Source organism: Gilliamella sp. B3801 (genome assembly GCF_026536645.1).
Taxonomy (GTDB): Bacteria; Pseudomonadota; Gammaproteobacteria; order Enterobacterales; family Orbaceae; genus Gilliamella; species Gilliamella apicola_I.
Map to the genome: position 1 here is coordinate 251203 of NZ_JAFNNR010000005.1, position 12417 is coordinate 263619.

Consider the following 12417-nt stretch of genomic DNA (forward strand, 5'->3'; position numbering starts at 1 on the left):
TATTCTGGCTTATGCTAAAATAGCCTAAATCTTTGTGATGGGTAAATTTTATGTCTCAATCTTCTGACAAACAAAATAACGATAATCAAGAAAAAATAGATTTTGGTTTTACGCAAGTTTTAAAACAAGATAAAGTAAAACGTGTTGCGGATGTCTTTCATTCCGTTGCCGACAAATATGATGTAATGAATGATTTAATGTCATTTGGTATTCATCGTATTTGGAAAAAAATTACCATTGAATATAGCAGTGTGCGTAAAGGTCAAAAAGTATTAGATCTTGCTGGTGGCACTGGAGATTTAACTGCAAAATTCTCACAATTAGTCGGCGATGACGGATTAGTGGTGCTCGCTGATATCAATGAATCCATGTTAAAAGTTGGACGCGAAAAGCTTCGAGACAAAGGATTATTCAAAAATATTGAATATGTGCAAGCTAACGCTGAAGAGTTACCTTTTGCGGACAATTTTTTTGACTGTATTACCATTTCTTTTGGTCTACGTAATGTGACTGACAAAAATAAAGCATTACAATCCATGTGGCGAGTATTAAAACCTGGTGGTCGTTTATTAATTCTTGAATTTTCCAAACCGCAATACCCAATTTTAAATAAAGCTTATGATCTTTATTCATTTACTATGTTACCGTTAATGGGCAAAGTTATTGCGAATGATGCTGACAGTTACCGTTATTTAGCCGAATCAATTCGGATGCATCCTGATCAAAAAACATTGAAAAAAATGATGGAAGATGCAGGATTTGTAGATGTCAAATATCACAACATGACAGGTGGTATTGTGGCGTTACATACTGGTTTTAAATTTTAAGCGATGAAATCTAATGACATTTTTCAGACTCTATAAAATATTAACCGTTTTTCGTGCATATCAATTAAATGAATTATTGCCAACTAATCGATTTTCAAAGTGGTTACCAGTTTTAATATCATGTTTATTTTGGATAAGGCCGAAAGCAAAACATGAAGAAATTGGCGAGCGATTACGTCAAGCATTGCAAGAGCTTGGGCCAGTATGGATAAAATTTGGTCAAATGATATCAACTCGTCGAGATGTGCTTTCTAAAGATATTGCAGACAGTTTAGTTAAATTACAAGACCAAGTTGATCCTTTTGACGGGAAGGTGGCAAAACAATTAATCGAAAAAGCACTAGGTCAGCCAATTGATCATTATTTTTCAGATTTTGATGAACAACCATTGGCATCGGCATCGATTGCACAAGTTCATACAGCCATATTAAAACGCAGCCAAGCTGAAATTGTCATTAAAGTATTGCGTCCTAACATTATACCAGTCATAAAAGCGGATATTGGCTTAATGTATTGGCTTGCTAAACAGTTTACTAAACGCATTAAGTTCGGTGCAAAGTTACGAGCAATTGAAATCGTACGTGATTATGAACTTACCTTAATGAAAGAGTTAGACTTAAAACAAGAAGCTTATAATACCATACGCTTACGTGACAATTTTATTAATAGTAACATATTATATATACCTTACATTTATCAAGAACTCTGTCGAGAAAACATCTTAGTTGAGGAACGCATTAAAGGTGTGCCAATTGGTGATAGCCAAACACTTAAACAACACAACATTGATATGAAGTTACTTGCTGAACGAGGTGTTCAAGCTTTTTTCACGCAGGTTTTTAAAGATAATTTTTTCCATGCTGATATGCATCCGGGCAATATTTTTGTTGACATTACCGAGCCACAAAATCCCCGTTACATTGGAATTGATTGCGCTATTATAGGAATTTTAACAGAAGATGATCAGTACTATCTTGCTGAAAATTTCCTTGCTTTTTTTAATCAAGATTATCGCAAAATAGCCGAAACCTATATTGCATCGGGTTGGGTTCCTGAATCTACTGATCCGATTGCTTTTGAAATGGCTATGCGCAACGTATGTGAACCTGCATTTGCAAAACCGTTGGCTGAAATCTCATTCTCACAAATTTTACTAAAATTATTTGATGTTGCCAGACAATTTGAAATGGAAATTCAACCACAATTAATCTTGTTGCAAAAAACGCTATTTTATATTGAAGGTTTGGGGCGTCAACTATATCCAGAACTCGATTTATGGCAAACCGCTAAACCATTTTTAGAAAAATGGTATGAAGACAAATATAGTGCTAAAACAATTATTCAGCAAGCATGGGCTTCATTACCACAATGGCGAACGCTCTTGCCCGAACTGCCTGCAAAACTTAATGATTACGCACGCATGACAAAACAGATGAATCATCAAATTAGACAGATTAATCACGAACTAACGTGTCGAAAAAAACGAGAACGAATTTTATACAGCGCAATAGGAATACTCAGTATATTATTTATCTCTATGCTAATTATTCATTAGATGAGTTATTTGGGAATCTGATAATATAAGTGTATAATCAAATCACAAATGACGTCGGAGATAATTATCATGATGCCAAGTTGGCCTCAATTACTCATATTAATTGCAGTTATTGTATTACTGTTTGGAACCAAAAAATTACGCTCATTAGGTTCGGATCTTGGTGCATCAATTAAAGGCTTTAAAAAAGCAATGAATGAGGATGATGATAAAAAAACATCAACAGAACAACCAAATAAAGTTGAAACTGTAGACTCCTCTAACGATGAACAAACGACAAAAAAAGAGTAGGTTGTGTTCGATATCAGCTTTGGTCAATTATTATTAGTTTTAATTATTGGACTGGTTGTATTAGGGCCAGAGCGTTTGCCTATTGCAATTAAAACCGTTGCAGGTTGGATTAAAGTATTACGACGAATGTCGGCAACGGTTCAACTTGAACTCAACAAAGAGCTAAAACTGCAAGAGTTACAAGATAGTTTAAAAAAAGCAGAACAAAGTGGTTTAACCAACTTAACACCTGAAATTCAAGAATCAATTGATGATTTAAAACGTGTGACAGAATCGTTACAAAAAGAGATTGATTCAGCAACCCAAACCGATATTGAAAACCCAAATAAAGACAAACCATGACAGACGACGCATCTCAACCTTTAATTGGACACCTTGTTGAACTCAGAACACGACTTTTACGTTGTATTATCTGCATTTTATTGGTTTTAATTTGTCTACTTTACTTTTCTAATGATATTTATCACATCGTTGCTAATCCGTTAATTAGTCAATTACCTACAGGTAGTAGCATGATTGCAACTGATATCGCAGCTCCTTTTTTTACACCCATTAAATTAACGGCAGTGGTGGCGATATTTATTTCTATTCCCTATGTACTTTATCAAGTGTGGGGATTTGTTGCACCCGCGTTATATCAAAATGAAAAACGTTTAGTCGTGCCACTGATTATATCAAGCACAGTGTTATTTTATATAGGTATTGCTTTTGCTTATTTTGTGGTATTCCCACTTGCATTTTACTTTTTTATCCACACAGCACCGATTGATGTTGCAATCAATACCGATATCACCAAATATCTTGATTTTGTTATGACGTTATTTGTGGTATTCGGATTTGCTTTTGAAGTCCCTGTCGCCATTATACTACTCTGTTGGACTGGCGTGACCACACCAAAAAGTTTACGGAAAAAAAGACCTTACATCATTGTGGCTGTGTTTGCCGTTGCTATGTTTGTAACCCCACCTGATGTGTTTTCACAAATATTATTAGCGATACCAATTTGTTTACTTTTCGAAATTGGGACTTTTTTCGCCCGTTTTTATCAACCCCGTAAACATGATGAAGACGAAAATAATGAATAACAAACACAATAAATACTGGCTTTGATGCAAGCAAAGAAAGCACAAAAATACAAATATTGAGACTGGCATAAAATTACGTCAACAATGGGAACACTTGTCCCTTCTACAAACCGATCCTAAGGGCGGCATCGACCAATACCGACAAAAAACGAACGCTTTAACATACCCCTAAGTTTTGATATTTTTATGTATTACTAAAAAAACTATCACAATAACTGGGAAACAACGCTGTTAAAAAATCATTTAAAACCAATAAATTATTATTAAAAATTAACCCATTAGAGAAATGATTTATTAAATAAAAATCTACTAATTGTAATTATTAATCGTTAATAACTATTATTAAATTTTAAAATAAATACTTTTTTTATTTTTCACTTTATGCAAAGCTAATAGCTAATTTTAGTAATCAGCACGAAGGAAATTTAATGACTAAACATTATGATTATATTGCAATCGGTGGTGGTAGTGGTGGCATTGCATCGGTAAACCGAGCGGCTTCATATGGCAAAAAATGCGCAATCATCGAAGCAAAATCTTTAGGTGGGACTTGCGTGAACGTGGGTTGTGTGCCCAAAAAAATCATGTGGTATGGCGCTCAAATTGCTGAAGCAATCAATCATTATGGTTCTGATTATGGATTCGATACGACTATCAATCAATTTAGTTGGGATAAACTACTGGCTAGCCGAAACGCCTACATCGACCGAATACATCAATCTTATGACCGTGTACTAACTAATAATAAAGTTGATGTCATTTATGGTTATGCCAAATTTGTTGATTCTCACACTATTGACGTTAATGGCGAACAATATACCGCCGATCACATATTAATAGCGGTTGGTGGAAAACCGAGTATACCAAATATTCCTGGTGCGGAACATGGTATTACATCGGATGGTTTTTTTGCGCTCAAAGCTTTACCTAAACGTGTAGCTGTCGTGGGGGCAGGGTATATTGCTTGTGAAATAGCCAGCGTATTACATTCATTAGGTTCTCAAACTCATCAATTTATACGCCAAGCGACACCATTACGCAGTTTTGATCCACTCATTATTGAAACCTTAATGGAAGTCATAGCCAGCGAAGGTCAACAACTCCACACGTTTGCGATACCAAAATCAGTGACTAAAAATAGTGATAACTCGTTAACATTACACCTTGAAAATGGAGAAAGTTATACTGTTGATTGTCTAATTTGGGCAATTGGTCGTGAACCCGCAACACAAAATATGAATTTAGCAGCGGCTGGTATTAAGGTTAACGATAATGGATTTATTGTTGTAGACAAGTACCAAAACACTAATGTTGCCGGTGTTTACTCGGTTGGCGATGATACAGGCGCAACAGCCCTAACCCCTGTTGCTGTGGCTGCAGGACGTCGTTTATCTGAACGGTTATTTAATAATAAACCTGATGAACATCTAGATTATAACAATATTCCAACTGTTGTCTTTACGCATCCTGCAATTGGTACTGTTGGATTAACAGAACCTGAAGCGATTTTGCAATATGGACAAGAAAACGTTAAAGTCTATAAATCAACTTTTACCGCGATGTATACAGCTGTAACACAGCATCGCCAACCTTGTCGAATGAAATTAGTCTGTGTTGGTGATGAAGAAAAAATTATCGGTATTCATGGTATCGGTTATGGTATGGATGAAATATTACAAGGTTTTGCGGTAGCACTCAAAATGGGCGCAACCAAAAAAGATTTTGATAACACCATAGCCATTCATCCAACCGCCGCAGAAGAATTTGTCACCATGCGGTAAATGTCGATTTGTCTGGATTTAAAATAGAATAAAAAAGCAGGAAACATCCTGCTTTTTTATTGATAGAATTATTTATTATTGGGTTTATTTGACCAACCTTTTTTTGCTAACGGATAAAAACCCACCGCAACTGCAATTAACGCGACAAACGAGATATAAATACCTGCACCAAGATAACTATATTGACCCAGTAAATGGTCGGGGCTTAAAAGATAAATTGTTAAAGTCGGTGTAATGGCACTAAATAAAGCGTAGGCTAAATTATAAGAAAACGATAAACCCGAATAACGAATCGCAGGTGGAAAAGTTCTTGTACCAATGATTGGTGTCATGGCGACAGCGCCAATAAATAAACCAAATATTGCCCAAGTTAAATATAATTCAGTAAGTGAAATTGTTGGTGACAAAGTACTATAAAAATAGATACTCATCACAGCTAAACCACCCCATGTTATGATCACTGTTTTTGTTGTCCCCAGTTTGTCTTCTAACCAACCAGAAATAACACAACCGATAGTTAAGGTTAATGCTGCAATACAACCACCAATTCGCCAATCCAGATTAGCAAAATGATACATCCCACCAACAATACGACCAGGCGTTATTAAGATACCCACCATAATCGCAGTGGATAATGACCAAGTTAAAAGTGCTACAATCAAACATGCCGTTTTATGATTTTTTAAAACAGAGATGACAGGAATATTTTTTTCAATTGCCTTACGGGCAGCTAATTCTTTGAAAATAGGGGTTTCGGATAAAAACCGACGCAAATAAACCGAAATGACACCAAAAATACCACCAACAATAAAAGGGATCCGCCAAGCATAATCTAAAATATTTTGGTGGCTAAAACAAAGATCAATAATAATGGTCACAATAAAACCAAGTAAAATACCTCCAGTAATACCCGAAGTTAAGGTTCCGACACCAAAGCCATAACGTTGTTTTGGCACGTGTTCAGCAATAAAAACCCAAGCGCCCGGCATTTCACCGCCAATGGCTGCTCCTTGCAACATACGCATCACTAATAATAACAACGGTGCAAAAATTCCAATGGTTTCGTAGGTGGGTAAAATACCAATAATAAATGTGGGTAAAGCCATCATTGCCACGCTAAGTGTGAACATTTTTTTGCGACCGACTTTATCGCCAAAATGAGCCATAATGATACCGCCAACAGGGCGAACCAAGTAGCCAGCAGCAAAAATTCCCCATGCAAAAAGATCTAATGTTAAAGGTGATAACGTATGAGGTAAAAAAAGAGGTTTGACAATCGTATCGATATACAGGGCATAGATGACAAAATCATAAAATTCTAACGTTCCCCCCAAAGAAGACAAAACTAATGTTTTTAAATCTTTACTGTTTAATGGCCTTGCAGCAGGCTGCCATTCTGCGTTAATTTCAGATTGACTCATGAAAAAACCTTAATTGTATGGTTAATATAAAATAGAAAATAAAGAAAATGACTCTTTTATAACTAAAACTTGTTATAAAAATAACATTCTGCCATAAAAAATTGTATTTAATTTCATCATAAAAAAATTTAATGAATGCGGTAAAACTGAACATTTGATTTATAATAATTAAAACATTTAATTATTTTATGTTGTACTATCAATAAACTATTTTAACTAAGGATGAATTTGGGGATGATGACTAAAACAATAATACGCTGTGACTGGGTTTCAAACGATCCTTTATACATAAATTATCACGACAACGAATGGGGAATTGCCCAGTATGATAGTCTAAAATTATTTGAAAAAATCTGTTTAGAAGGACAACAAGCAGGATTATCTTGGATCACGGTATTGAAAAAACGTGAAGAATATCGGCGCTGTTTTTTTGATTTTAACCCTGAAAAAATTATTACGTTAACCCAAAAAGATGTTGAACGTTTACTCGAAAACAAAGGACTGATTCGAAATCGATTAAAACTAAATAGTATTATAAAAAATGCACAAGCTTATCTAACAATGAAAAGTAATAATGAAGATTTTTCGACATTTATTTGGTCTTTTGTCGACGGTAAACCAATTATCAATCACTACAAAGACCTTAGTGAAGTGCCTGTCAGTACCGATATATCTGATAAACTATCAAAGGCATTAAAAAAACGAGGCTTTTCTTTTGTTGGGTCAACAATTTGTTACGCTTTTATGCAATCAATGGGATTAGTCAATGACCATTTTGAACATTGTTATAAAAAATAGGAGTTAAAAGAAATGATCGCCAAATTATTTAAGTATGGCTTAGCGTTAATCTTGACTTATTTTGTTATCACTAACATCGTTATTTATCTTTATTCTAAACAAAAGCCAGCGCCAGATGCCGACACCTTAGTTGTATTAGGCGCACTTGTTGTAGGTAAGCCTGCTGTTCCTCATTACACCTTAGCCCAACGATTAGATGTTGCCTACGATTATTTACAACGTAATCCACGAACGAAAGTTGTTGTGTGTGGGGGACAAGGTAATAATGAGTCGGCGACCGAAGCAAGTGTGATGGCACAATATCTAATTAATAAAGGTATTGATCCAAAACGGGTATACCAAGAAGATAAATCGACGCGAACAGCTCAACAATTTGTGTATGCCAATCGTGTATTGCCGTTAGGCAAGACAGTTGTGGTAACTAATGATTTTCATATGCTGCGTTCGCTAATGCTGGCTAAACGTTCAGGCTTTAACGAAATATCAGGTTTATCGGCACCATTAGGGTGGGGAAATGAAGAAAAATATGTCGCATTAATCCGAGAACCCCTAGCATTGGCAAATTCTTGGTTATTCGATCATCCAAAGAAAGATGAATAATCAGCCGACTGATTCTATCACTTAAATAATCAATGAATAACGGCAAAACCCATAGTCACTACTGTTTTTGCCGTGCGTCCATGCTATTATTAGGCATTCAAATTTAAATCAGCTACAAACATATATGAAAACAGATACCATTGTTGCACAAGCAACGCCACCCGGTCGAGGTGGTGTGGGCATTTTGCGAATTTCGGGGCCACAGGCGCAAACCGTTGCGCAAGCGATACTCGGTAAAATACCAAAACCTCGCTATGCGGAGTATCTTCCTTTTTTAGCTTCTGACGGCACAACCTTAGACGAAGGAATAGCGCTATTTTTTCCTAATCCTCACTCTTTTACGGGCGAAGATGTACTAGAGTTACAAGGGCATGGTGGGCCTGTCATTTTAGATTTGCTTTTAAAACGGGTATTAGAGATTGCTAACGTCCGTATTGCAAAGCCGGGTGAATTTTCAGAGCGTGCTTTTTTGAATGATAAATTAGATTTAGCCCAAGCCGAAGCCATAGCCGATTTAATTGATGCAAGTTCTGAGCAAGCTGCAAAATCAGCGATTTCATCTTTGCAAGGCGTGTTTTCGAAAAAAATTAATGAATTGGTTGAATCATTAATTCATTTACGCATTTTTACCGAAGCCGCAATAGACTTTCCTGAAGAAGAGATCGACTTTTTATCAGATGGCAAAATAGAAGCACAACTTAATGAAGTGATTACTCGCTTAAACGAAGTTCGCCAAGAAGCAAAACAAGGCTCACTGTTACGAGAAGGGATGAAAGTGGTGATAGCTGGTCGTCCAAATGCCGGTAAATCAAGCTTACTTAATGCGTTGGCGGGTCGTGATGCGGCGATTGTTACCGATATTGCAGGCACAACGCGTGACGTATTACGTGAACATATTCATATCGATGGTATGCCCCTACATATTATTGATACTGCGGGTTTACGTGATGCCAGTGACGAAGTTGAACGCATTGGTATTGAACGAGCTTGGCAAGAAATTGAACAAGCAGATAGGGTACTATTTATGGTCGATAGCACCACCACAACCGAAACCAATCCCGAAAAGTTATGGCCAGAATTTATAGAACGGCTACCCAAAAATATGCCTGTTACAGTCATACGCAACAAAGCAGATTTAACTGGTGAAGCATTAGGTTACAATCAAGTCAATGGTTACTCACTTATCCAACTTTCTGCACGAACAGGGGAAGGGGTAACGTTACTTCGTGATCACTTAAAACAAGCCATGGGTTTTACCAGTAGTACTGAAGGCGGCTTTTTAGCACGTCGACGACACCTGCAAGCACTCGAAAAAGCGTCAGAACACCTCAACAATGGTAAGTACCAACTGACGGCTTTCCATGCTGGTGAACTTCTTGCCGAAGAACTCAGACTTGCCCAAGAAGCGCTAAGCGAAATCACTGGTGAATTCACTTCAGATGATTTATTAGGTCGTATCTTCAGTTCGTTTTGTATTGGAAAATAAGACTTAACTAGGTTACTGCATTTAAATTTAATGAATTTTCATAGTGTTACTCTTTAAAATTAACTATTGCAAAATGTTCAAAAAAAGGGTAATTTTACGTTTAGATATTGTTAACAATTTTTAAAGAATATTTAAAATATAAAATTGTATAAATTTGAAAGCAGTAACTGAAAAACTAGAAAAATTTTTAGATTATTGATTTTTTAACTAATATTAAATCAATTAAGCTTAATTTGTGAATACAAAATAAATCATAATATCTTGCCTTAAGGTCAGATATATTAATAGGTAAAAACCTGCCACATTGTAAACTTCACACTCATCGCTTCAATTTTAACAATATCTTATTCAAAATATCGCAAAATAAATATTTTTATATTTATCACACGGAAATAACTCACACCAAGTTGAGTTAAAAGGAATATTAAAAAAAATTGGAATGAATTAAATGGAAAAGCATACAACCACCAAAACCACAAAAGAAGAACAACTTCAAAAACAAAAAGAAGAGCAAGCCGCTGAACTCGAAGATCGCATTATTTATGCTGAAGCAAACAAGGATGGCAAAGATTCTCGTTCAGCTTTAGCAAATGGTGGTTGTGGCGTTTGCGAACGTCAAGGATTTCCCATTTTTCTGGTCAGAAAAGCGCCGATTAGTAAAAATTTCAACTTAGCCCAAAAAATGGGTGAAACCATTAAATTATTGGAAGACAATCGAGAGCCACCCATTGATTTAGTCACCCACAAATATGTCTATCGAACCTTACGCGTGGGTTACGTTTATATCTTAGTCAAACATAAAACGAAAGGGTGGGAGTTTTTAGGATATGAAGTGACGCCTTCAGGCGTATTTCGCCATAAAACCATTACTGACTTAAAAGAGCGAAACATTAAAGAGATCCCAGAAAGTTGTACCAAAGACGGCAATCACCATATACCCGGTTCTTTTATCAATATTGACACCTCAATATATGAAGGCGAAGCCTACATTGCTTACACTCGTCGAGCCTGGTCTCAAGGTAAAAACAGTACAATAGAAAAATACCTAAAATTAATGAATGAATCGTCGATCACAATTGAAGTACCTTCTAGAAAAAGATCTTCTTCGACAACCGGTGATTCTTCGACAAAAGAACATTTTGAGATAGATATTCGTTTAGAAAAAGCGATTAAACGTTTTACTAAAATTAACCTGAATCAAGAAGCATACAAAGATCCAAGCAAATTAACTGACGGGGGCAAGCGAAGTTTTGAGTTTCAAAAACTCAAATCCGATAATTCATTATTAGAGCTGGCTGCTGATCCACGATTTATCATCACACATGACGGTAAAAAACGTTTGTTAAGTTCGAAAAACTTTATCACAGCCCACAAATTTAACTCATTACGAGACAGGTCAAACGCAAATAATAAAGAGTTTTTAGCGACAAGCTTTGTCTTAGATGCGCAAATTGAGAAATTAGAACAAACGCGTGAATACAAAGTCCCTGTTGTGGTTCTGGAAGATACGTTTGGTATAGCGGAAGAACTGAGCTTACAACGACAATTAAGGATTGAGCCCATAGCGCAACTGGTGATCAAATCCGAAGAGATTTATAACCAAAAAATTGATGAACATTTCAATAAAATCTTGGGATCTAAACGTGTGGATATACCAAGTCATGAAGATGAAAATGATGAAAATGTCAATCAACCCAAAAATACCCCAAATTCAAATAACATAATGATAAGCCAAGATTATAATTACTATTACAATGCGACTTTGGCTGCGGGAGTAAATGCAGATTATTTTAGAGAAAAAACACTGCATAAACGTAAAACGTTATCATTGATAAATGAATATCGCAATCAAATCAAAGCAATAGAATTATCAAAAGCACGAGAAGAGCTAGAGTATGACTATATATCAGAATCCAGGATAGGAATTAACAGGCAAACTAGTGTTTGGCCAAAAACAGAATACTTACTATCAAAGGGATATTTTGAAGTTCCGATGACAGCTGAAGAAAAAATTAACCATCTGAAAAAAATTAATAAAAAGGATGGTTTTTTTAAAAAAGCTGAATATTTCGATGTCAAAGCTTTTAAACATAACAGCATAATAAATGGTCGTGCCGAACTCGATGCTTTAATGAGAACCAGCAAACATTTGGAAAAATATGAAAAGCTATTAAAACCGGGTGCTGAAACTCAATTTACCAATTTAGAAAAAAACAGATATAACGCTATAATCAGTTCGATTAATCACTTTTCGCAGGACTATTTGTATTATTTGCTATGGTTATTGGGATTTCCATTCTTGTCAAAACATACTCCGGACAAAATGAGTCAATTTAATGATTGCAAATTTTGGTTAATAGAGTGTGATACAAATTGCTCTAACAACCATGTAGGTTATCTTTCAGATTTTTTGGCAATCATTGATTTTACATGTATAGGTGGCGTGACGAACCCAATACAAATAGCATTATGGGAGAACTTAATCAATTATGACGATGGTATTTTTTATCATCTGCTTGATGGACGAAGTAACAGTTTTTGGGAGTTAATCATAAAAAAACGCCTTAACATCA

10 protein-coding genes and 1 pseudogene are annotated in these 12417 nt (G+C 35.7%); 10 read left to right on the forward strand and 1 reads right to left on the reverse strand.

Features of this window, described 5'->3' with window-relative positions; all coding sequences use genetic code 11:
- Positions 1–50 precede the first annotated feature (50 nt).
- The 6 genes and pseudogenes from ubiE (at position 51) to gorA (ending at position 5539) form a co-directional block, all read left to right on the forward strand.
- Positions 51–827, forward strand: a complete 777-nt coding sequence (ubiE, locus tag J3U14_RS06450; RefSeq protein ID WP_220216630.1) for a bifunctional demethylmenaquinone methyltransferase/2-methoxy-6-polyprenyl-1,4-benzoquinol methylase UbiE — start codon at positions 51–53, stop codon at positions 825–827.
- Between the two features lie 13 nt (positions 828–840).
- Positions 841–2382: a ubiquinone biosynthesis regulatory protein kinase UbiB gene (ubiB, locus tag J3U14_RS06455; protein ID WP_267352309.1), complete on the forward strand. Its 1542-nt coding sequence runs from the start codon at positions 841–843 to the stop codon at positions 2380–2382.
- 69 nt (positions 2383–2451) lie between these two features.
- Complete coding sequence (tatA, locus tag J3U14_RS06460) at positions 2452–2673, forward strand: twin-arginine translocase TatA/TatE family subunit (RefSeq protein WP_267352308.1); 222 nt, start codon at positions 2452–2454, stop codon at positions 2671–2673.
- A gap of 3 nt (positions 2674–2676) precedes the next feature.
- Positions 2677–3012 (forward strand): annotated as a pseudogene (gene tatB, locus J3U14_RS06465) (Sec-independent protein translocase protein TatB); the annotation flags it as partial.
- Positions 3012–3758 carry a twin-arginine translocase subunit TatC gene (gene tatC / locus J3U14_RS06470; protein WP_267352306.1) on the forward strand — a complete coding sequence of 249 codons (747 nt, stop codon included), beginning with the start codon at positions 3012–3014 and terminating at the stop codon, positions 3756–3758. The pseudogene tatB and the gene tatC, both read left to right, overlap by 1 nt.
- A 428-nt stretch (positions 3759–4186) precedes the next feature.
- Positions 4187–5539, forward strand: a complete 1353-nt coding sequence (gorA, locus tag J3U14_RS06475; RefSeq protein ID WP_267352305.1) for a glutathione-disulfide reductase — start codon at positions 4187–4189, stop codon at positions 5537–5539.
- Positions 5540–5607: 68 nt separating this feature from the next.
- On the opposite strand, the gene J3U14_RS06480 is transcribed toward gorA, so the two are convergent.
- Entirely contained in the window at positions 5608–6960 is a 1353-nt protein-coding gene (locus J3U14_RS06480; RefSeq protein WP_267352304.1) for an MFS transporter, read from the reverse strand.
- A gap of 237 nt (positions 6961–7197) precedes the next feature.
- Here J3U14_RS06480 and J3U14_RS06485 point away from each other — a divergent pair, with 237 nt between their 5' ends.
- From J3U14_RS06485 to J3U14_RS06500, 4 genes are all read left to right on the forward strand, one after another.
- Positions 7198–7758: a DNA-3-methyladenine glycosylase I gene (locus J3U14_RS06485; protein WP_416379860.1), complete on the forward strand. Its 561-nt coding sequence runs from the start codon at positions 7198–7200 to the stop codon at positions 7756–7758.
- 12 nt (positions 7759–7770) lie between these two features.
- Positions 7771–8358 carry a YdcF family protein gene (locus J3U14_RS06490; RefSeq protein WP_267352302.1) on the forward strand — a complete coding sequence of 196 codons (588 nt, stop codon included), beginning with the start codon at positions 7771–7773 and terminating at the stop codon, positions 8356–8358.
- A gap of 124 nt (positions 8359–8482) precedes the next feature.
- On the forward strand, positions 8483–9844 hold the full coding sequence (gene mnmE / locus J3U14_RS06495; RefSeq protein WP_267352301.1) for a tRNA uridine-5-carboxymethylaminomethyl(34) synthesis GTPase MnmE: 1362 nt from the start codon (positions 8483–8485) through the stop codon (positions 9842–9844).
- Positions 9845–10292: 448 nt separating this feature from the next.
- Positions 10293–12417 (forward strand): toxin VasX (locus J3U14_RS06500; RefSeq protein ID WP_267369596.1); only part of this gene is annotated, 2125 nt, incomplete at its 3' end.

Coding starts and splice junctions, on each gene's coding strand:
- tatA (WP_267352308.1), top strand. CDS start 2,452: ATGATGCCAAGTTGGCCTCAATTACTCATATTAATTGCAGTTATTGTA.
- mnmE (WP_267352301.1), top strand. CDS start 8,483: ATGAAAACAGATACCATTGTTGCACAAGCAACGCCACCCGGTCGAGGT.
- ubiE (WP_220216630.1), top strand. CDS start 51: ATGTCTCAATCTTCTGACAAACAAAATAACGATAATCAAGAAAAAATA.
- J3U14_RS06480 (WP_267352304.1), bottom strand. CDS start 6,960: ATGAGTCAATCTGAAATTAACGCAGAATGGCAGCCTGCTGCAAGGCCA.
- gorA (WP_267352305.1), top strand. CDS start 4,187: ATGACTAAACATTATGATTATATTGCAATCGGTGGTGGTAGTGGTGGC.
- ubiB (WP_267352309.1), top strand. CDS start 841: ATGACATTTTTCAGACTCTATAAAATATTAACCGTTTTTCGTGCATAT.
- J3U14_RS06490 (WP_267352302.1), top strand. CDS start 7,771: ATGATCGCCAAATTATTTAAGTATGGCTTAGCGTTAATCTTGACTTAT.
- J3U14_RS06485 (WP_416379860.1), top strand. CDS start 7,198: ATGACTAAAACAATAATACGCTGTGACTGGGTTTCAAACGATCCTTTA.
- tatC (WP_267352306.1), top strand. CDS start 3,012: ATGACAGACGACGCATCTCAACCTTTAATTGGACACCTTGTTGAACTC.